The 19,825-nt window shown below is 68.9% G+C and carries 18 protein-coding genes, 1 tRNA gene and 1 riboswitch; of the genes, 10 read left to right on the top strand and 9 right to left on the bottom strand.

Annotated features, from left to right (window positions below; translation table 11 throughout):
• Positions 1-78: 78 nt before the first annotated feature.
• From MPLG2_RS15835 to MPLG2_RS15850, 4 genes are read left to right on the top strand one after another with little or no spacing between them, the layout of a single operon-like run.
• The gene (locus MPLG2_RS15835; protein WP_162497169.1) at positions 79-1,389 is read left to right on the top strand and encodes a DUF6716 putative glycosyltransferase; all 1,311 of its coding nucleotides are present in this window, start codon (positions 79-81) and stop codon (positions 1,387-1,389) included.
• Between the two features lie 11 nt (positions 1,390-1,400).
• Complete coding sequence (locus tag MPLG2_RS15840) at positions 1,401-2,552, top strand: acylneuraminate cytidylyltransferase (RefSeq protein WP_231935691.1); 1,152 nt, start codon at positions 1,401-1,403, stop codon at positions 2,550-2,552.
• Positions 2,549-3,478, top strand: coding sequence for an N-acetylneuraminate synthase family protein (locus tag MPLG2_RS15845; protein WP_105186980.1), 930 nt, complete (start codon positions 2,549-2,551; stop codon positions 3,476-3,478). The genes MPLG2_RS15840 and MPLG2_RS15845 overlap by 4 nt, the downstream gene beginning before the upstream one ends.
• Positions 3,479-3,488: 10 nt before the next feature.
• Positions 3,489-4,562, top strand: a complete 1,074-nt coding sequence (locus tag MPLG2_RS15850; protein WP_105186981.1) for a hypothetical protein — start codon at positions 3,489-3,491, stop codon at positions 4,560-4,562.
• Positions 4,563-4,587: 25 nt separating this feature from the next.
• Here the strand turns inward: MPLG2_RS15850 and MPLG2_RS15855 are convergent, their stop codons facing one another.
• Both MPLG2_RS15855 and MPLG2_RS15860 read right to left on the bottom strand, forming a co-directional pair.
• Positions 4,588-5,517 carry a hypothetical protein gene (locus tag MPLG2_RS15855; protein WP_158681271.1) on the bottom strand — a complete coding sequence of 310 codons (930 nt, stop codon included), beginning with the start codon at positions 5,515-5,517 and terminating at the stop codon, positions 4,588-4,590.
• Positions 5,518-5,601: 84 nt separating this feature from the next.
• Positions 5,602-6,558, bottom strand: a complete 957-nt coding sequence (locus MPLG2_RS15860; RefSeq protein ID WP_105186983.1) for a Gfo/Idh/MocA family protein — start codon at positions 6,556-6,558, stop codon at positions 5,602-5,604.
• A 103-nt stretch (positions 6,559-6,661) separates the two neighbouring features.
• On the opposite strand from MPLG2_RS15860, the gene MPLG2_RS15865 reads away from it, so the two are divergent.
• Positions 6,662-7,930: an aspartate kinase gene (locus MPLG2_RS15865; RefSeq protein WP_105186984.1), complete on the top strand. Its 1,269-nt coding sequence runs from the start codon at positions 6,662-6,664 to the stop codon at positions 7,928-7,930.
• Positions 7,931-8,312: 382 nt separating this feature from the next.
• On the top strand, positions 8,313-8,894 hold the full coding sequence (locus tag MPLG2_RS15870) for a mycothiol transferase (protein WP_105186985.1): 582 nt from the start codon (positions 8,313-8,315) through the stop codon (positions 8,892-8,894).
• A 57-nt stretch (positions 8,895-8,951) separates the two neighbouring features.
• Here MPLG2_RS15870 and MPLG2_RS15875 read toward each other — a convergent pair whose 3' ends face one another.
• The 3 genes from MPLG2_RS15875 to MPLG2_RS15885 form a co-directional block, all read right to left on the bottom strand.
• Complete coding sequence (locus MPLG2_RS15875) at positions 8,952-9,815, bottom strand: AlbA family DNA-binding domain-containing protein (RefSeq protein WP_197709990.1); 864 nt, start codon at positions 9,813-9,815, stop codon at positions 8,952-8,954.
• Positions 9,816-9,876: 61 nt separating this feature from the next.
• Positions 9,877-10,656: a class I SAM-dependent methyltransferase gene (locus tag MPLG2_RS15880; protein ID WP_105186987.1), complete on the bottom strand. Its 780-nt coding sequence runs from the start codon at positions 10,654-10,656 to the stop codon at positions 9,877-9,879.
• Between the two features lie 24 nt (positions 10,657-10,680).
• Positions 10,681-10,992, bottom strand: a complete 312-nt coding sequence (locus tag MPLG2_RS15885; RefSeq protein ID WP_105187714.1) for a cupin domain-containing protein — start codon at positions 10,990-10,992, stop codon at positions 10,681-10,683.
• 87 nt (positions 10,993-11,079) lie between these two features.
• Positions 11,080-11,185: riboswitch (TPP riboswitch) on the top strand.
• A 31-nt stretch (positions 11,186-11,216) separates the two neighbouring features.
• Between MPLG2_RS15885 and MPLG2_RS15890 the strand changes: the two genes are divergently transcribed.
• The 3 genes from MPLG2_RS15890 to MPLG2_RS15900 all read left to right on the top strand — a co-directional run bounded on the left by MPLG2_RS15890 (position 11,217) and on the right by MPLG2_RS15900 (position 15,126).
• Positions 11,217-12,287 carry a thiamine ABC transporter substrate-binding protein gene (locus MPLG2_RS15890; protein WP_105186988.1) on the top strand — a complete coding sequence of 357 codons (1,071 nt, stop codon included), beginning with the start codon at positions 11,217-11,219 and terminating at the stop codon, positions 12,285-12,287.
• A 194-nt stretch (positions 12,288-12,481) separates the two neighbouring features.
• On the top strand, positions 12,482-14,149 hold the full coding sequence (locus MPLG2_RS15895; protein WP_231935692.1) for an ABC transporter permease: 1,668 nt from the start codon (positions 12,482-12,484) through the stop codon (positions 14,147-14,149).
• On the top strand, positions 14,146-15,126 hold the full coding sequence (locus MPLG2_RS15900) for an ABC transporter ATP-binding protein (RefSeq protein ID WP_105186990.1): 981 nt from the start codon (positions 14,146-14,148) through the stop codon (positions 15,124-15,126). Before MPLG2_RS15895 ends, MPLG2_RS15900 begins: the two co-directional genes overlap by 4 nt.
• 48 nt (positions 15,127-15,174) lie before the next feature.
• Here MPLG2_RS15900 and MPLG2_RS15905 read toward each other — a convergent pair whose 3' ends face one another.
• Complete coding sequence (locus tag MPLG2_RS15905; protein WP_105186991.1) at positions 15,175-16,437, bottom strand: hypothetical protein; 1,263 nt, start codon at positions 16,435-16,437, stop codon at positions 15,175-15,177.
• 245 nt (positions 16,438-16,682) lie between these two features.
• On the bottom strand, positions 16,683-16,820 hold the full coding sequence (locus MPLG2_RS18660; protein WP_158681272.1) for a hypothetical protein: 138 nt from the start codon (positions 16,818-16,820) through the stop codon (positions 16,683-16,685).
• Positions 16,821-16,862: 42 nt separating this feature from the next.
• Here MPLG2_RS18660 and MPLG2_RS15915 point away from each other — a divergent pair, with 42 nt between their 5' ends.
• Complete coding sequence (locus MPLG2_RS15915) at positions 16,863-18,953, top strand: heavy metal translocating P-type ATPase (protein WP_231935693.1); 2,091 nt, start codon at positions 16,863-16,865, stop codon at positions 18,951-18,953.
• Here the strand turns inward: MPLG2_RS15915 and MPLG2_RS18665 are convergent.
• A complete protein-coding gene (locus tag MPLG2_RS18665) occupies positions 18,940-19,110 on the bottom strand; it encodes a hypothetical protein (RefSeq protein ID WP_158681273.1) in 171 nt (56 codons plus the stop codon). The two genes, MPLG2_RS15915 and MPLG2_RS18665, sit on opposite strands and share 14 nt — an antisense overlap.
• A 634-nt stretch (positions 19,111-19,744) precedes the next feature.
• Positions 19,745-19,821: transfer RNA gene (locus MPLG2_RS15925), tRNA-Pro, on the bottom strand.
• Positions 19,822-19,825: the final 4 nt, after the last annotated feature.

Here is a 19,825-nt window from a genome sequence, read left to right on the forward strand (position 1 = left end):
GCGCGACGTACACAGGAGTTCACCGAACCGCCGCTCGCAGTTGGTCATCTGGTCGAACGGGCTACCTAGCGTCGAAGCGTGACCACACACCGTTCGACCACTGCGCGCCCGCGGCGGGTGCTGGTGCTGGCCGACACCGACAGCCGCTGGAAGTGGGGCTTTCTCACCGCTCAGCAACTGTTTCCGGGCGGCAGCCACAGCGGCCTGCTGCTCGATTCGGTCGGGCTGCCCAGCGAGCGGCAGTTGGGCGACACCGGCGTCGACGTGCGACCCGAGGTGACCGGCACCGTGCCCGACTTCGTCGAGCTCGATGAGCTGGACGACGTGGACGCCCTGGTGCTGGCGCTGCCCGGCGGCGCGGTGCAGGCGGTGCTGCACGGGCTGGCGCGGCGGTGGCCGAAGGCGTCGCGCAGGCCGCTGGTGATCAGCGGGTACGTGGGCGTGGTGTACGAGAAGCATGCCGAGGGCCTTCTGCTGCGGTCGGGGTCCGACGTGATTCTGGCCAACAGTCGAACCGACGCCGAGGAGTTCCGCCGGCTGCTTGCCGGTTCGAACGCCGACCCGTCGGTGGTGCTCGAAACCGTGCTGCCGTTTCTGGGCGAGCCCGACTCGGCGCTGGCCCACGAAGGCCCGTTCACCCTCACCTTCGCCGCCCAGCCCGGCGTGCCCGGCAGTCGCGCCGACCGTGAGCTGGTGCTGCGCCGGTTGATCAGGCACGCCCGCCTGCACCCCGAACGCGAGGTGCTGCTCAAGGTGCGCGGCAAGGTCGGTGAGCGCACCACCCACGTCGAGAACTACCCCTACCAGCAACTGGCGGCGCGGCTGGGCGTCCAGCGCCCCGACAACCTCACCATCGTGCACGGCAACATGGGCGAGGTGCTGGCGCGCACCGACCTGCTGGTCACGGTGTCGTCCACCGCGGCGGTCGAGGCGATGCACCGCGGAATTCCCACCGCGATTCTCACCGACTTCGGCATCAAAGAGCGCCTGGGCAACCATTACTTCATCGGGTCGGGCTGCCTGGCCGGCTTCTCTGAACTCGACAACGGCGAACTGCCGGTGGCTGATGCCGACTGGACGAGCGCGCATGGCCTGGGTCGCAGCACCGCCGTGGACGATGCGCGCGCCGCGCTGGCCGCGCGACTCACCGAGCAGGTGCGGCCACCCCTGCGGCCCTTCTACACCATGGAGACCGCCTCGGGCATGCTGCCGCAACTGCTGGGCCGCTATGACCTCGACGGCCACGGGCACGCGCTCGAGGCAGACGATTCGGCGCTGCTCGACCTGCAGAGCGCGATGCGTTCGCTGGTGTCGCGGGCGGCGCGAACCGCCTACCGGCAGGGTGTCGACACCGTGGCCCCTGCTCTTCGACGATTGGCCCGGCTGTGACGGTGCTCGCGGTGATTCCGGCCCGGGGCGGCTCGAAGGGCGTTTCGGGCAAGAACCTCGCCCCGGTCGGCGGCGTGCCGCTGGTGGCGCGGGCGATCCGGGCGGCGCAGTCGTCCGGCCTCGTTGACGCGGTGGCGGTGTCGACCGACGACCACCGCATCGCGGCCGTGGCGGCGAGCGAAGGCGCGGTGGTGATCCGGCGGCCGGCGGAGTTGTCGGGCGATCAGGCGTCCAGTGAGTCGGCGCTGCTGCACGCCTGGGAGGCGTTCGAAGACTCCTCGGGCGAGGCGGTCGAGGTGCTGGTGATGCTGCAGTGCACCAGCCCCTTCATCACGCCCGGCGAGGTGGCGGACTGTGTCGAGGCGGTACTCACCGGAGCCGATTCGGCCTTCACCGCCGCGCCCACCCACGGGTTCGTCTGGCGCCGCGACGCCGAGGGCGACGCGGTGGGCGTCAACCACGACAAAGCGCATCGTCCCCGGCGGCAAGACCGCGAGCCGGAGTTTCTCGAAACCGGCGCGGTGTACGCGATGACCGCCTCGGGGTTCTGGACGCACCGGCACCGCTTCTTCGGCCGCACGGTGCTGATCGAGACCGACCCCGCGCGGGTGCTCGAGATCGACGAGCCGGGCGACCTCGATCGTGCCCGGCTGCTGGCCCCACTGCTCGACGGGCCGGGCGAGGTTCCGGGCCGCGGCGACATCGACGCGGTGGTGCTCGACTTCGACGGCACCCAGACCGACGACTCGGCCCAGGTCGGGTCCGACGGCAACGAGCAGGTGCGGGTGCACCGGGGCGACGGGCTCGGCATCGCCGCGCTGCGACGGGCCGGCATACCGGTGCTGATTCTCTCCACCGAGGTCAACCCGGTGGTCGGCGCCCGAGCCCGCAAGTTGAGCGTGCCGGTCATTCACGGCGTGGACGACAAGGGTGCCGCGCTGCGCGACTGGTGCAGCACCGAACAGATCGACCCCGCTCGCGTGCTGTACGCGGGCAACGACGTCAACGACCTCGGCTGCTTCGAGGTCGTCGGGTGGCCGGTCGCGGTCGCCTCGGCCCACCCGGTCGTGCGCGACGCCGCGCGACTGGTCACCACTGTGCCGGGAGGGCATGGCGCGGTGCGCGAAATCGCCTCCTGGATTCTCGGAAAGGAACTGGCATGATCAACACCCCTTCTTCGACCACCCGCGAGCGGCTGATCGGCGACCGTCCGGTGGGCCCGGCCCACCCGGCGTACGTGACCGCAGAGATCGGTCTCAACCACAACGGCAGCATCGACACGTGTCTGCAACTCATCGACGTCGCGCTCGACGCCGGCGCCGACGCGGTCAAGTTTCAAAAGCGCACACCCGAGGTGTGCACCCCGCGCGACCAGTGGGACGTCGAACGCGACACCCCCTGGGGCCGCATGACCTACATCGAGTACCGGCACCGCATCGAGTTCGGCGCTGACGAGTACCAGGTGATCGACGACTACTGCGCCGAGAAGGGCATTCAGTGGTTCGCTTCGCCCTGGGACACCGAAAGCGTCGAGTTTCTGAACGACTTCGACGTGCCGGCGCACAAGATCGCCTCGGCCTGCCTGACCGACGACGAGTTGCTGCGCGCGATTCGGGCGTCGGGCCGCACCGCGATTCTGTCGACCGGCATGTCGACGCCGGCCCAGATTCGGCACGCCGTCGAGGTGCTGGGCAGCCGCAACGTGATTCTGGTGCACGCCACGTCGACCTACCCGGCGGCGAACGACGAGCTCAACCTGCGCATGATCGGCACCCTGATGGCCGAGTACCCCAACGTGCCGATCGGGTACTCGGGGCATGAGCGAGGCCTCCAGACCACGGTCGCGGCCGCGGCCCTGGGTGCCTGCTTCATCGAGCGGCACATCACGCTCGACCGCACCATGTGGGGCTCCGACCAGGCCGCTTCGCTCGAACCTGGCGGTTTGATTCGGCTGGTGCGCGACGTCCGGGTGATCGAAGAGGCGCTCGGCGACGGGGTGAAGCGGGTGTACGAGGGCGAGTACGCGGCGATGCGCAAACTGCGCCGGGTGGCCGGCGTGGTCGCCGACGCCGCGCAGCAGGTGGCCTGAGGCGGGCACCATGGCCAAGAAGCGCAAGCAGAAGCGCGACACCCTGGCGCTGGTCGAGAGCCCGGCGCAGGTGCTCAACGTCATTGAGTGGGCGCACCACCACGACGCGATGCGGCAGACCCGGCTGGCAGTGCTGCCGCCGCGCGAGGCGACCACCCGGCTGCAGCTCGAGACGATGGCCGAGTTGGCTCGTGACGCGGGCATGGCGGCGAGCTGGTACGAGCCGCGCAAGTCGGCTGCGTCGATGGTGGCGGTGGCGTGGGAGCTGTTCCCGCGGCTGACCAAGGCCACCCGATTGGTGGTCGGCGACCCGTTCTCGCGGTTCGTGCAGGCGGTGCTACCGCTGGCCGACGTGGCCGAGGTGGTGGTGGTCGACGACGGCACGGCCACGATCTCGTTCATCGCCCAGCTAACGCGGGGCGACCGGCTGACCCGCTGGCATCTGGCCGAGTCGGGTCGCGACGTGGTGGTCGACCTGCTGTCTGACCACGCCCGGCAGTTCTTCACGCCCTCGGCTCGCGACGGTCGCAGCGTCGAGGTGTTCACCTCGATGCCCGTTCAGGCACCCGAGGGTACGAGGCAGACCGCCAACACCTTCGCCTGGACGCGCAGCCGCTTCGGCCCACCCAAGCTGAAGAACACCGCCGACGTGATCGGCACGTCACTGGTCGAGACCGGGGTGGTCGACGCCGAGCGGTATTTGGCGGGTGTGGCGGCGGTGACTGCGCGGTTCGGCGCAGGCCGCTACTTCGCCCATCGTCGTGAAGCAGACCCCAAGCTGGCGCGCATCGGGGCCGAGACGGGCCTGAAGATCGTGCGGCCCGACGTGCCGCTCGAGATCGCGGTGCGGCGTGGCCCGGTTAGCAAGCTGATGGTGAGCTACCCCTCGACCGTGACGCACACGCTGCCGCTGGTGCTGGCCGACACCGGCATCGAACTGGCGGTGGCAGACGTGCCGTCGGCGTGGCTGAACAGCGGTGTGCCGGTGGGCGCGGGCGATTTCTTGGAGTGGGTGACCAGTAGTGCCCGGCGTGCCACGGCCTGCAGTGACGGGGCACCTGAGCGTGGTCGATCGGCCCCTTGAGACGGCGGTCGATCGACCACGCTGTTCACCAGGGAACCGATCGGCAGCGAGCGCAAGCCTCTGGCGTGCCTTGCCAACCGCGCTGCATGAGCGCGCGCGCCACGAGTCTGGCCGTCTCGCATGCACCGCTGCCCGTGACGTGCGCCCAGCCGAGCCGCAGGGTCGTGAGGCCGAGTAGGGCGTGGTCGTTGTCGCGCGACATGTCACGAAAGGCGGCCCCTCCCGAATGATGAAGCTTGCTGTCCAGTTCGACCAGTAACCCGAAGTCTTCGTACCAGGCGTCGCTTCGATGCTTGCTGTGAGATTGAGCCTGGCGAACGGCAACCGGCAGGCGGTGCGCTCGTTCCACGTGAATCAGGTAGCGGCGCTCGAGCGGCGAATGGGCGCCCGACCCCGCGTCGACCAGGATCTCGCGTAGCAACTGCCGGTTGGCTACGCGCGGTCGTCGTTGCAGCTCTTCGCGAAGCCGCTGCTGGGTGGTCTTGCGACTACTGATGGCGTTGGCCAGCAGGGCCGCCGATTCGTCTTCGTCGAGCCCGTCGCACAGATCGATGGTGGTCACCTCGACAGTGGTGCGCGCAGGCTCGCCCCGACCCTTCGCCGTCCTTCTGATGAATCGCCAGCCGCTTCGATCAGCCCGCTTCTGCGGCGCGTACACCGTGATCAGGTCAGGTTCGGCGTGAGCCAAACCGTGTAGGAAAGCAGCCGACTCGCGGGCCAGCACCGCGTGGTCACCGCCGAGCAGAATGCCTGCCCAGGCCCGGGCAAGAAACGGCGGGTCACCGCCTCGGGTGTAGATGCCAGGCACCAGAATCGATAGAAAACCTTCAGCCAACAGGCGTTCGATCGCCTTCGAGTGAGTGCCGGCCGCGAGTAGTTGCGCTCGGCCGATCACCCCGGCTTGGGTAGAAATCAGGTCGGCGAGCGACGGGCTGAGCAAGGTTCGAGCGCGCACGCCCTCAGTGTGGGCACGCCGAGTCGAAGTCGTTCAGATCAGTGTGGTCGATCGACCCTCGTCTCAAGGGGTCGATCGACCGCACTAGGCCTCGAGCTGGCTGAGCACCTCGGCCATGACGGCTTGCACGGCGATGGTGTCGTCGAGCGGCATGATCGGGCTCTCGGTGAGGCCTTGGGCCAGGCAGTCGCCGACGTGTTCGATCTCGAACCGATAGCCCGACTCGAACTCAAGGGTTTCGGGGGTCTTCTCGCGCCAGATCGTCACCGATGCCGACCGATGAAAGCGGGGGTGAATGTCGATCCAGCCCTTCGTGCCGGTCAGCATCATGCGGCCCGGGCCGTAGGTGGTGAAGGCGCCGGCCAGCGTGGCGGAGCGTCCATCGGGGTAGCCGAACAGCACCGAGAACTCGCCCTCGACACCGCTGGCGTAGCGGCCGCCGGTGGCGTTCACCACCTCGGGGGTGCCCAAGAAGTGTTGCGCGAACGAGATCAGGTACACGCCCAGGTCGAGCACCGCGCCGCCTCCCTTGGCGGGGTCGAACAAGCGATCGTTCGCGTCGAACTCGCGAAACGCGGTGAGGTCGCCCTGGCAACCGCGAATCTCGCCGACCTCACCCGCGGCGATCACGTCGCGCACGTGGGCGATGCCGGGGTTGAACCGGGTCCACATCGCCTCCATGGCGAACACGCCGGCCTCGCGGGCGGCCGTCGCGATGCGTTCGGTGTCGTCGACCGTGGCGGTGAACGCCTTCTCGACCAGAATCGCCTTGCCGGCCGCGATGGCCGCGAGCGCGATGTCGGTGTGCTGCGGGTGTGGGGTGGCGACATAGATGGCGTCGACTGCAGAGTCGTTCACCAAGGCGTCGTACGACGCGTGCCAGCGCGGAATATCGTGCTCGGTGGCGAACGACTCGGCCCGTTCGGCCGAGCGCGATCCGACCGCGACCAGCTCGGCGTTGGGTGCGGCGTGAAACTCGGGCACGATGGTGGCCGCCATGCGACCGGGGCCGGCGATGCCCCAGCGGGTGGGTTGGGTCATGTGCCCAACCTACGGCCTGACCGCCCGATGGGTGGCGGCGCAGCGCCCACGCCGTGGCGTCTGGCACAGTAGACGAGGTTCATTTTCGGGTGGGAGGTAGGCCTTGCGGGTCGTCCAGAAGTTCGGCGGTTCGTCGGTCGCGGACGCGGCCAGCATCAAGCGGGTCGCCCAGCGCATCGTCGACACCAAGGCGCGCGGCGCCGAGGTGGTCGTGGTGATCTCGGCCATGGGTGATACCACCGACGAGTTGATGGACCTAGCGCTGCAGGTGTCGCCGCAGCCCCGTCCGCGCGAACTCGACATGCTGCTGACCGCCGGCGAACGTATGAGTGCCGCGCTGCTGGCGATGGCCATCAACGACCTCGCGTTCGAGGCCCGCTCGTTCACCGGTTCGCAGGCCGGCGTGATCACCACCGGCACCCACGGCGACGCACGCATCATCGACATCACCCCCGGCCGCATCGAGACCGCTCTCGAAGACGGCGACATCGTGATCGTGGCGGGTTTTCAAGGGGTTTCGCAGACGTCCAAAGACATCACGACACTCGGGCGGGGGGCGTCCGACACCACGGCGGTGGCGCTGGCCGCCGCGCTCGGTGCCGACTACTGCGAGATCTACTCCGACGTCGACGGCGTATTCACCGCCGACCCCCGCATCGTGCCGGGCGCGACTCGGATTCCCGAGATCTCGTACGAAGAGATGCTTGAGATGGCGGCCCAGGGGGCCAAGATCCTGCACCTGCGCTGTGTGGAATACGCCCGACGAGAGAACGTGCCGGTGCACGTGCGGTCCTCGTTCTCGACCAAGCCCGGCACCTGGGTGAAAGACATCGAAGTCAAGGAAGGCAGTGGCATGGAACAGCCGTTGATCACCGGAGTCGCGCACGACCGCAGCGAGTCGAAGATCACCGTGGTGGGCGTGCCCGACCGCGTTGGTGCCGCGGCCGAGGTGTTCAGCGCCGTGGCCGACGCGGGGGTGAACATCGACATGATCGTGCAGAACCAGTCGATCGCCAACGACAACACCGCGATCACCTTCACGCTGCCCGGTGGCGACAAGGTCAAGGCCCTGGACGCCCTGCACGGCGCGCGTGAGCGCATCGGTTTCGCCGAGATTCTCTACGACGACGCCATCGGCAAGGTGTCGGTGATCGGCGTGGGCATGCGGTCGCACCCGGGTGTCTCGGCCACGTTCTTTCGCGCCCTGGCCGAAACCGGCATCAACATTCAGATGATCAGCACCTCAGAGATCCGCATCTCGGTCGTGGTGGGCGCCGACGACGTCGACGCCGCCGTCCGGGCAGCTCACACAGCCTTCGGGTTGGACTCGGTGAGTGGGGAAGCCGTCGTATATGCGGGCACCGGACGCTAGCGCGCCCGCAGCCCGCATGCAGGGCGGGTTCGGACTTCGTCCGTCCCCTTGTGACGCCGGAACGGGCCGCTGACGAAGCCAGCGGACCTAGGCGTCGAATCGGGACGCGAAGCGGACCGAGGAATATGCGGGCACCGGACGCTAGCGCGCCTGAGATCCGACCCCGTCATTCCGGCGAACGCCAGAATCTCATAACGCACCCACGGACCTTGAGAACGGCCCGTGGCTCGTCTTCGACAGTGAATTCTGGCGCGAGTTGGGAACCGTCCCCAACTCGCGCCAGCGAGGTCAGACCTCGGTTGGTCTCGGACGATCACCGGACGAGTTTCGTCCGGGACCACTCCTACGATCGAGGCGAACTCGAACACTCGTGGGAGAATAGATGACACAGACCACCGATCCGATTGCCGGCGACCCGCGCTTTCCGTGGGAGCCGCCGCTAGCGGGCACCGAGCTCGAGCACCTGCTCGGCATGCTCAACCGGCTGCGTTTCACATTCCGCTGGAAGGCTTCGGGCCTCGATGCCGAGGGTCTCAACAAGCGGCTCGGGCCGTCCGAACTGACGCTGGGCGGGCTGCTCAAGCACCTGGCGTCGGTTGAGGCGCTGAAGTTCACCTGGGAGGCGTTTCGCACCGATCCCGGCGAACCGTGGCGCTCGGCGGACTGGAGCAGCGGCGACGACTGGGTGTTCGCCTCGGCCGCGGACGACAGCCCGGACCAGCTCTACGCCCTGTACGACGAGTCGGTCACCAACGCTCGGCGCGTCATCGACAAGGCGATCGCCGACGGCGGCATCGATCAGCTCACCGAAATGGGCGACGACCAGGGCAATCACGCCAGCCTTCGGCGCGTGGTCTGTGACGTCATCGAAGAGTACGGACGGCACACCGGCCACGCCGACCTGCTGCGCGAGAACGTGGACGGCCTGGTGGGCGAAGATCCGCCCGAGGGCTGGCGCCCTTGACGCAGCTGCTCTCGACCGGTGCGACGAGCGGGTCTCGACAGACTCGACCAGCAGCAGTCAGCGCTGTTCAGAGAACCGAACTGCCGCCTTGAACTGCGCTGCGATCGACGAGCCGAGGTTCAGCGGCCACCGGTGCATCACGTATTCGGTCGCCTCGTCGACGCTCAGCCGTCGGGTGGAGTTGCCGTTGCGCACCCACAACTCGGGTGCCGCGGCCTTGTTCGCCCGCAGATAGACCGGACGCGGCGACGGCTGGCACACCACCCGGCAGGCCAGTTGGTCGCCGTCCTCACCGGGCAACTGGGCGAAGTCGACCCCGATCAGTGCCGACGCGTTCTGGCCCAGCGTGTTGGTGAGCATGTCGGTGAGCCACAACTCGAACCGGTCGGCGTCCGGGGCCTTCAAGGTGGCGAAGTCGGGCGCGAGGCCCAGCGCCGAACCCGTGTCGTCGACGCCGATCACCAAGGTGCCGCCGTCGGCGTTGAGAAACCCGCAGGCGGTCTTGGCGATCACCTGTTCCATGCGCTCGTCCTTCTGCCCGGTGTGCAGGTTGATGCGCGCGGTCGACTTGAACTCGACTCGGGCCGATTCGCCCGACGCCACCAGTTCGGCGAGCGTTTGCTGCTGCGGCTTCTGAAAGTGCGCAGCGATAGCGGCGTAGCCGGCGATGCCCGCCACCGAGAGCAGCAGCGCCACCGCGATCGGCACCACACCCCACAGCGACAGCGACGGCCCGAGCCAGCCGGTGATCATCAGCCCGATCGCCATGCCCAGCATGCAGATGATGATGGACGCCGACGGCGACAGCCGAGCTCGTCCGCGCAGCAGCCAGCGCGCCACGACGCTCAGGCCCCACGCCACGACCAGTGCCACCACCAGGTAGAGGCCCACCGCCCAGACCGGCACGGTCTCTGTGCTCACCCACGCTCCTCGCACTCGTCCGACGGAGCAACCATAGGGCGGAGCCGCTGAGCCGCAGCGCTCAGGCGGGCTTGCGGGCCACCAGCGCGATGCCGGTCAACTGGTCGGCGTAGCGGGTGAAGGTGCGGCGCACGCTCAATACGCGCCTGCGGGCTCCCGGGTTGCGCACCAGGTTCCAGGCGATGCGCAGCACGCCGTGCACGCCCTCGTCGGCCAGATTGCGGCGCATCTGCAGCAGCGCCGTGGCCGCCCGGCCCACCCACTCGACCTCGAGCCCGGCCTCGGTGAGCAAGGCCGTCCACTCCGCGGCGGTGAGTGGGCGCGCGTTGACCTTGATCGAGCGGGCCAACGCCTTGCGACTCTCGTCGGCGATCGCGGGGTCGAGGTCGTCGGGTTGCAGGCCGAGTTCGTGAATGGCGTAGTGGCCGCCGGGTTTGAGCACTCGGACGGCCTCGTCGATGATGGCCTTCTTGCCGCGCGGCGACTGCATGGTGAGCATCGCCTCGCCGATCACCACGTCGGCGCTCCCGCCGGGCAGGCCGGTGTCGGCCGCGTCTGCGGTGACGATGCGGCCCCGCTCGCCGACCACCAGGGCCGCGGCGGACGGGTCGGCGTCAACCCCCACGTAGCCGGCGGGTTCGGCGGCCAGAATCAGGGTGGCCGTGCGGCCGATGGCGGGCGCGAGTTCGACCACCTCGGCACCCGCCAGGTGCACCTCGTCGAGCAGTTGGGTGGTGAGTTCGAGACCACCGGGACGCAGCACCCGCTTGCCGAGTCGGGCCAGCAGCCAGTGGCCTTGAACGTCGTCGATGGGACGGTCGGCTTGCGGCAGCGTGCTCACCCTTGTCTCCTTGGGGGGTAGGGCTCAGTTGCCGGTGAGCAGAAACAGGGCGAGCTTCGACGGCTCGAGCGCCTTGACCGCGTGCGGCAGCCGGGTCTGAAGGTGAATCAGGTCGCCCGGCCTCAGGGTCACCGTGCGGCCGGCGGCGGTGATGTCGAACGCGCCCTCCAGGGTCTGCAGCAGCACCGGCAGGGCGGCGGTGTGCTCGCGCAGCTCTTCACCAGCGTCGAAGGCGAAAAGCACCACGTTGGTGCCCTCGGCGCGCAGCACCGTGCGCGACACCGTCGCTTCGGGTTGCACGCTCACCAGGTGGGCCAGGTCGGACAGGTCGGTCATCTGCAAGGCGGTCACGGTGGCTCCTTATTTACATACAGCATAGTGTAGAAAATATCATCTCGGACACGGCGTCGATGCAGGTATAGTTGGCAGCGACAGGGGAGCGCCATCAGGGCGCTGAGAGTGCGGGCCACCGCAGACCCTCGAACCTGATCCGGTTAGCACCGGCGTAGGGAGTCGGGATCTCCTCACCGATGGGTGAGCCCTCCGATGAGGAGGAACGAATGAACACCATCAAGAGCGTCGTTACGCTGGCACTGCTGGCAGCGCTGGTCGGGTGCACCGGCCCCGCGACCACGTCACCCAGCGGCGCCGGATCGACCGTCGCACCCACCGAGTCGAAAACGCTCACGGTCGTCACCCACGACTCGTTCGCGATCAGCGACGCGCTGAAGAAGCAGTTCGCCGACGAGACCGGGTACACCGCCACCTACGTCGCGCACGGCGACGCCGGCACGCTGGTCAACCAGCTGATCCTCACCAAGGACTCGCCCGTGGGCGATGTGGTGTTCGGCATCGACAACACCTTCGCGGGCCGCGCGATCGGCCAGGGGGTGCTGACCCCCTACACGCCCGCGAACCTGCCGGCCAGCGTCGCGGAGTTGAAGCCGGACGACTCCGGCTCGCTCACCGCGATCGACTTCGGCGACGTCTGCGTGAATGCCGACAAGTTGTGGTTCAGGGCCAAGAACCTGGCCATCCCGACCACCCTGGACGACCTCGCCAAGCCCGCTTACAAAGACCTGCTGGTGGCCGAGAACCCGGCCTCATCGTCGCCCGGTCTGGCCTGGCTGACCGCCACCGTCGGCGCCAAGGGCGACCCCGGCTACCTCGACTACTGGACGTCGCTGAAGGCCAATGGCGTCAAGGTGGTGAAGGGCTGGACCGAGGCCTACTCGACGGAGTTCTCGGGCTCGTCCGGCAAGGGCTCGCGGCCGCTGGTGGTGTCGTACAGCACCTCGCCCGCGTTCGAGGTGCCCAAGGGCAGCAAAGAGTCGAACACCACCGCGCTGCTCGAGACGTGCTTCAGGCAGGTCGAGTACGCCGGAGTGATCAAGGGCGCCCAGAACCAGGTCGGCGCGCAGAAGTTCATCGACTTCATGCTGAGTAAGCAGGTGCAGGCCGACATTCCGGGCCAGATGTACATGTACCCGGCCGACACGTCGGTGGCGCTGCCCGAAGAGTGGGTGGCGCACGCACCACTGGCCACGAAGCCGTTCACGGTGTCGGCGGCGGTGATCTCGGCCGATCGTGACACCTGGATTCGCGACTGGACAGCCAAGGTGATCGGCTGATCATGAAGCCCCATTCGCCCGTCGAACCATCGGTCGAGCGTGCGTTGGTCGAGCGTGTCGAGACCACCGGCGGGCGATCGTCTAGCGGCGCGCGAGGGTCTAGCGGCGCTCCGACGGACGGGTCTCGACAAGCTCGACCAGCAGTTGACGCTGGGTCTCGACAAGCTCGACAAACACGACCGACGCCCGTCGAGGTGACGCACTCAGCGAGGCAGGGCTGGTCGCTGTCGTGGGGGTTCTGGGCGATCGCGGTACTGGTGCCAGTGAGCTTTCTGGTCGTCTTCTTCGCCTGGCCGGTCGCCGGTCTGATCAGTCGCGGCTTCGTGATCGACGGCGTCTTCAGCCTGGACGGGCTCAGTGCCGTGCTGTCGTCACCGCGCACCTGGCGCATCATCGGCCAGACGCTCGCGCTGGCGGTCGCGGGCACGCTGGCGTCCGTGCTGCTCGGCGTGCCCGGGGCCTACCTTCTGTACCGCACGCGGTTCCGTGGCCGGGCCTTCGCCCGGGCCCTGGTGTCGGTGCCGTTCGTGCTGCCCACCGTCGTGGTCGGCGTCGCCTTCCGCTCGCTGTTCGGGGCATCGGGGCCACTCGGATGGCTCGGCCTCGACGAGTCGTTCGCGGCCATCATGCTGGCGCTGGTGTTCTTCAACTACTCGGTGATCGTGCGTACCGTCGGCGCCCTGTGGTCGCGGCTCGACCCGCGCGCGGACGAGGCGGCCCGGGTGCTCGGGGCGTCGCCGGTGCGGGTGTTCTGCACCGTCACGCTGCCGGCCATCGCGCCGGCCGTGCTGTCGGGGGCCTCGCTGGTCTTTCTGTTCTGCGCCACCGCGTTCGGCATCGTGATGGTGATGGGCGGGGTGGGCTTCGGCACCATCGAAACCGAGATCTGGTACCAGACCACCCAGTTGCTCGACCTGCCGGCGGCGGCCGCTTTGTCGATCGTGCAACTCGTCGTGGTGGTGGCCGCGCTGCTCGTGGCCGCACGCGCCCGCACGCGCGCCGAGCACGCGTTGCGGCTGCGCGGCGACGACACCACCGAGCAGCCCTGGCGGGCCGGTCGTGACCTGGTGCCGACCCTGGTGACCGCCCTGGTGGTGCTGGGGTTGCTGGGACTGCCGATGATCAACCTGGTGGTGCGCTCGTTCATCACCGCCGACGGCTGGGGGTGGCGCAACTACGCCCTGCTCGCCGGCACCGGTGAGGGCAGCATCACCGTGCCGGTCTGGACGGCGGCGCTCAACTCGCTGACCATCGCCGCCCAGGCCGCGGCGCTGGCCGTGCTGCTGGGCGCCCTGGTGAGCCTGGTGGCGTCCAGACGGCCACGATCGAGAAGGCTGGCCGGCGGCGTGCGGTTGCTCGACGCGGTCTTCATGCTGCCGCTCGGCGTGTCGGCGGTCACGGTCGGGTTCGGCTTTCTGATCACTCTGAACCGGCCGCCGTTCGACCTGCGCAGCTCGCCGATTCTGATACCCATCGCCCAGGCGGTGGTCGCCCTGCCGTTGGTGGTGCGCACGCTGCTGCCGGTGCTGCGGGCCATCGACCCACGGCAGCGCGAGGCGGCGGCGTCGCTCGGCGCCCCGCCCGGCAGGGTGCTGGCCACCATCGACGGCGCCCTGGCCCTGCGCGGGCTGGGCCTGGCGGTCGGCTTCGCGTTCGCCACGTCACTGGGCGAGTTCGGCGCCACCTCGTTTCTGGCCCGGCCCGACCACCCGACGCTGCCGGTGGTGATCTTCCGGCTGATCGGACGACCCGGCGCCGACAACTTCGGCATGGCGCTGGCCGCCTCGGTGGTGTTGGCGGTGCTGACCGCCGCAGTGATGGCGGCCGCCGAACTCGTCCGACCCAAGGAGGCTGAACTGTGAGCGGCTTGACCGTGACCGGCGCGGTGGTGCGCTATGGCGACGTGGTGGCGGTCGGCGACGTCGACCTGGCCGTCGCTCCCGGCGAGATCGTGGCGCTGCTGGGGGCGTCGGGGTCGGGCAAGTCGTCACTGCTGCGCGGCATCGCCGGGCTCGAACCGCTGGTCGCCGGCCAGGTGTGCTGGGGCGACGACGACCTGACGGACGTGGCCGTGCATAAGCGTGGCTTCGGGCTGATGTTTCAAGACGGTCAGTTGTTCAACCACCTCAGCGTCGAGGGCAACGTGGCGTACGGGCTGTATCGCGAGCCAAAGGCCGTCCGACGCGCGCGGGTGGCGGAGTTGCTCGCCGTGGTGGGCCTTTCCGGCTACGGCAAACGCCGGGTCAGCGAGCTGTCGGGCGGTCAGGCGCAGCGGGTGGCGCTGGCCCGCTCGCTGGCGCCCCGCCCCCGGCTGCTGCTGCTCGACGAGCCGTTGTCGGCGCTCGACCGCAACCTGCGCGAGCACATGGTCGGCGTGCTGGGCGACGCGCTGCGGGCAACCGGCACGACCGCCCTCTACGTCACCCACGACCAGGACGAGGCGTTCGCGCTGGCCGATCGGGTCGGGGTGATGCAGGCCGGTCGGCTGCTGCAGGTCGACCCGCCCGACGTGTTGTGGCGCGAACCAGAATCGCGGGCCGTCGCCGGGTTTCTGGGCTACGGGCCGTTCGTGGCCGGTGAGTTGTCGCAGCGCCTGGGCGGCCCCGGCGCGGCGCCGAACGAGCTGGTGGGCATCGGGCCTGCGGCCTTGGTGCCCGACCCGACCGGCACCGCGTTGCCCGTGATCGAGCAGCGCTACCAACGCGGCGAAGTGCTCGTGGACGTCCGGCTGCCCGACGGCCAGGTGGGCACCGTGCGTACCGCCGAGAAGGTGCCGAACGGTGACCTGGCGCTCACACTCGACCCTTCAGGTTGCGTGATCGTGCCGGTGTCGCACTGACCCGTCTCATGACAGTGTGAGTTTGGGCGTCGTCTGCAATACCCGAACTCACACTGTCTTTGGAGCGTCCCCGGTCACCGGCTCCGTACGCCACAACAGGGTGGCCAGCAGCAGCACCAGCGCGGCGATCACCACGGTGAAGACGATCAGAAAGACGTTCAGCGGACGGTTCGCCCACAGCACCAGCACCGCGACGACCGCCACACCGGCCCGCACCCACACCCGCGCGGTGTACAGCCAGTGGCCGAACCGTCCGGTGTCGAGGCCGTAACCGTCACGGGTGCGGCGCATCGACGCGGTGGCCGCACCCCAGCCGCCGCGCACCCGCGTGGCGGTGCGTGACCGGCCACCCACCCAGGCGATCAGGGCGATCACCACGCCCAGTGCGAGCAGGCCGTACGCGACGTCGTTCAGCCCGGTGGTCGCCATGGCGTACAGCAGGTTCAGCACGTCGGCCGGCATCACGGTGGCGGGCACGGCGGTCGGCAGCAGCGCGTGAGCGACGGCCAGCACGATCAGCACCGCCCCGGCACCGAGCGCCAGCGCGATGCCCCCACCCACCAGAGCGGCACTGCGGCTGTTGGCGACCAAGACCCCGGCGACCAGCAGGCCGATCACCACCCACGGCAGCCAGCCGCTCACCGCCACGGCCAGCAGGTAGTAGCCCTGCACCGCACTCAGTTGAGAGTTGGGCACGAGCACGATGGTGCGCTCGATGGCCGGTATGCGTTGAGCGAGCGTGAACCCGCGCGCGATCAGTTCGGCCTTCACCCGTTCGACGATCGGGCCCAACCTGATGCCCAGCCCGTCGTCGGTGATGGTGGCGAGGGTGGACGGGTCGCCGTTCAGCGCCCCGATCAGTTGGGTGTGACTCGTGCGCAGGGTCTGGTCCCAGGTGGCGGCGAACGCGTCGGACGTGATCACCTGCCCGGTCACTCTGGTGATCACACCACGGATGCCTTCGACCGCCGGCTGCCTGAGCAGCCCCAGGGCGGCTGCGGCCGCGCGCCGATCACCCACCGCCGACTGCAGGGCGTCCACGGCGTCGCCGACCAGTTGATCGACGTCGACCTGCTGCTCGATGGTGGCCGCCACCTGTTCGGTGAGGTACGCCTGCACGGCGGAGTCACGAATCACGGGCGAGAAGTTGGCCACGAACGAGTCGGTGTCGATGAGCGTGGTCTTGGCCCAGGTGCCCAGCATCGACACCGGGGCCAGCAGCCCGGCCAGCACGATCAGCACGGCCGCCAGCAGGCTGCGCCAGCGCTTCTTGGCAGGCGGGGCCGGGGTGGTGTCGAGGGCCGCGGTCAAACTGCTGGTTGGTGGCTTCGAGTTCGGCCACGCGGCGCTGCAAGTCGGTCACTTCGACGCCGTCGCCGGCGCTGTGCTGGGGGGGTCGGCTGGCTCATGCGGTGCCTCGTGTTCAGGGGGGAACCTACGCAACGCGTCCAGTGTCGCCGATCGGGCCGTCTCGTCGCAGCAACTTCGCTGGCTCGGCGGCGCCGGAATGTGCTGCGGCTTCGGGTGAATGGCCCGAATCAGCGCGAGGACGCCACCTACCGCAGTGTGCGGCCCGGGCCGGTGAGTCCGGTGCCGGTCACTCGCCCGGCAGCGTCGAGCAGAAGGCCGGCGTAGCCCTCGAGGCTGGTCAGCCACGCGGGGCGTCCGGTTGAGGAATGTTCGAGGGCCCGCATACGTTACCCTATATACCCCCAGGGGGTATAAAGGGAGTGATGATGGACGTATACGAGTCGATGCACCCTGCGACACCGCCCGAGGCCGCGCCGGCACACGCGTCGGGTCAGCACGGGCACGCGAACCACGCGCACGACCAGCACGCCGGGCACCCAGGTGCCGGCGGTCACGCAGGTCACGGCGATCACGTGGCGCAGTTTCGCAGGCTGTTCTGGTGGTCGCTGGTGCCGGCGGTGCCGGTGGTGGCGCTGTCGCCGATGTTCGCCATGGTGATCGGCTACTCAGTGCCCACCGAGGGACTGCTGGCCCGGGTGCCCGCCCTGCTGGGCACGGTGCTGTATGCGTGGAGCGGCTGGCCGTTCCTGTCGGGGGCCGTCGGCGAACTGCGCGGGCGACGTCCGGGCATGATGACGCTGATCGCGCTCGCCATCACGGTGGCCTTCGTGGCCAGTTGGGGCGCCACGCTGGGCCTGTTGGCGCACACGTTGGAGTTTTGGTGGGAGCTCGCCCTGCTGATCGTGATCATGCTGCTCGGCCATTGGCTCGAGATGCGGTCGCTGGCGCAGACCTCCAACGCTCTGGATTCGCTCGCGGCACTGTTGCCAGACGTGGCCGAGGTGGTGCGCGGCGACTCGATCGAACAGGTGTCGCCGGCCGACCTGGCTGTCGGTGACGTGGTGCTGGTGCGGCCCGGGGCGTCGGTGCCCGCCGACGGCACGATCGTCGACGGCGAAGCCGAGTTCGACGAGTCGATGGTGACCGGCGAGTCGCGCACCGTTCGCCACGGATCGGGCGACGCGGTCACAGCAGGCACGGTGTCGACCGACTCGGCCGTTCGGGTCGAGGTGACCGCCACCGGCGACGACACCGCCCTGGCCGGCATCAGGCGACTGGTCGAGCAGGCCCAGGCGTCGACCTCAAAGGCTCAGTTGCTGGCCGACCGGGCGGCCGCGTGGCTGTTCTGGTTCGCCCTCGGTGCGGCGGTGATCACCGGCGCGGTGTGGTCGTGGCTCGGTGAGCCGCAAGAGGCCGTGGTGCGGGTGATCACGGTGTTGGTGATCGCCTGCCCGCACGCACTCGGGCTGGCCATTCCGCTGGTGACGGCGATCGCCACGGAGCGCGCGGCCCGGGCGGGTATTCTGGTCAAAGATCGCTTGGCGCTCGAACGTATGCGCACGATCACCACCGTGGTGTTCGACAAGACCGGCACGCTGACGTTGGGGCGTCCGGGGCTGGTGGGGGTGCAGGTCGTCGCCGACTCGGGCCTCGACGAAGACGGGCTGCTGGCACTGGCGGCCGCTGCCGAGGCCGACAGCGAGCACCCGCTGGCCCGGTCGATCGTGACGGCGGCGACCGAGCGCGGGTTGGCGTTGAGCCCGGCGACCGCCTTTTCGGCCGAGCCCGCCCTGGGCGTGCAGGCCACGGTGGACGGCGCTCAGGTGCGGGTCGGCGGCCCACGATTGATCGATGAGCTCGGGGTGGCAGACCCGCTGCCCGACTCGGATAACCGTGCGGCGACCCGGTTGTTCGTGGTGCGCGACGGCGCGGTCGTCGGAGCGCTCGAACTGGCCGACGAAGTGCGTCCGGAGTCTGCCCAGGCGGTCGAAGCGTTGCACGCGATGGGCATCAAGGTGGCCATGCTCACCGGCGACGCACGCGGCGTGGCCGAGCAGGTGGCCGGCGAGTTGGGCGTCGACACCGTGCTGGCGCAGGTACGTCCAGAAGAGAAGTCGGCACGCATCGCCGACTTGCAGCAGGCAGGGCAGCGGGTGGCCATGGTGGGCGACGGCGTGAACGACGCACCGGCGCTGGCCCAGGCAGACGTGGGGCTGGCGATCGGGGCCGGCACCGACGTGGCGATCGCTTCGGCCGGCGTGATTCTGGCGGGCAACGACCCGCGGCTGGTGATCTCGGTGATCGAGTTGTCGCGCGCCGCGTACCGCAAGATGCTGCAGAACCTGTGGTGGGCGGCCGGGTACAACCTCGTGTCGGTGCCGTTGGCGGCGGGGGTGTTGGCACCCGTCGGCATCAGCATGCCGATGGAGGTGGGTGCCCTGCTGATGTCGGCCTCGACGATCCTGGTGGCGCTGAACGCACAACTGCTGCGACGGCTCGATCTCACCCCTCGGTAGCCTCGGGTCGTGGTTTCGTGCAGACGACATCATTCGGGGACGCCACCGACTTGCCGTAGCCGTCCGCGGTGGCGTTGCGGAACACCACCTGGAACAGCTCCTGCGGAGCGACCCGGACGTCGCTGACGTCGAACGGCTGGACATCGACGCGATGCACGACTTCAACGTGACGCTCAAGGACGGGCGCTACTTCCGGGTCGAGCGCAAGAACGCCAGCCCAACCCCTTCGCGGACGGCACTCCCAAGGTAGAAGTGCCGAAGACGCGCGCATCGAAGGGCGACCCTGCGTCTCGCTTCTACGCCGTCGATTCGTTCGATGTCGTGGCTGCCTGCCTGTTCTCGGCCACTGGCAAGTGGGAGTTTCGCTACGGACGCACTGCGACTCTGCAGCGGCATTAGGACTACGCCGACCGATTGGCACCGATCCAGCGAATCGTTGACCACTGGCCGAACCGCCTGTCAGGTGTCGCCTCTTAGCTAGACCGCACGTCCTGCGCCAGCAGATCGCCCGCCAACGAAGTAGGCACGCACGTCCTCGGCCGCCATAGAACGGTTCGGGTCAGACAGGGTAGCCTCCGCGACCGGGACAGCTACCTTGCGCAGCCACCATTCGACCGCCATGTGGTTAGACACATCGAGACATTCAGTACCCCCAGGCACCAGCGTAGGTTGTCCCCAACCGGCCCCGGGGGAAGGCACCCCTCTAGATCTACGCGGTCACTTGTTAAGTTTCCGCGGAGATGAAACGCAGCCCGAATCGACTGTCTCGTCGAGTCAGAGCGGCTTACCGCTGGTCGGGGTGACAGGATTTGAACCTGCGACCTCGTCGTCCCGAACGACGCGCGCTACCAAGCTGCGCCACACCCCGAAGG

This window comes from Micropruina glycogenica, assembly GCF_900289045.1.
Taxonomy (GTDB): domain Bacteria; phylum Actinomycetota; class Actinomycetes; order Propionibacteriales; family Propionibacteriaceae; genus Micropruina; species Micropruina glycogenica.

Excerpts from the sequence above, each read along its gene's own strand:
- MPLG2_RS15860 (WP_105186983.1), bottom strand. The coding sequence starts at position 6,558 with ATGACCCAACCCACCCGCTGGGGCATCGCCGGCCCCGGTCGCATGGCG.
- MPLG2_RS15915 (WP_231935693.1), top strand. The coding sequence starts at position 16,863 with ATGGACGTATACGAGTCGATGCACCCTGCGACACCGCCCGAGGCCGCG.
- MPLG2_RS15870 (WP_105186985.1), top strand. The coding sequence starts at position 8,313 with ATGACACAGACCACCGATCCGATTGCCGGCGACCCGCGCTTTCCGTGG.
- MPLG2_RS15845 (WP_105186980.1), top strand. The coding sequence starts at position 2,549 with ATGATCAACACCCCTTCTTCGACCACCCGCGAGCGGCTGATCGGCGAC.
- MPLG2_RS18660 (WP_158681272.1), bottom strand. The coding sequence starts at position 16,820 with ATGCGGGCCCTCGAACATTCCTCAACCGGACGCCCCGCGTGGCTGACC.
- MPLG2_RS15890 (WP_105186988.1), top strand. The coding sequence starts at position 11,217 with ATGAACACCATCAAGAGCGTCGTTACGCTGGCACTGCTGGCAGCGCTG.
- MPLG2_RS15850 (WP_105186981.1), top strand. The coding sequence starts at position 3,489 with ATGGCCAAGAAGCGCAAGCAGAAGCGCGACACCCTGGCGCTGGTCGAG.
- MPLG2_RS15885 (WP_105187714.1), bottom strand. The coding sequence starts at position 10,992 with ATGACCGACCTGTCCGACCTGGCCCACCTGGTGAGCGTGCAACCCGAA.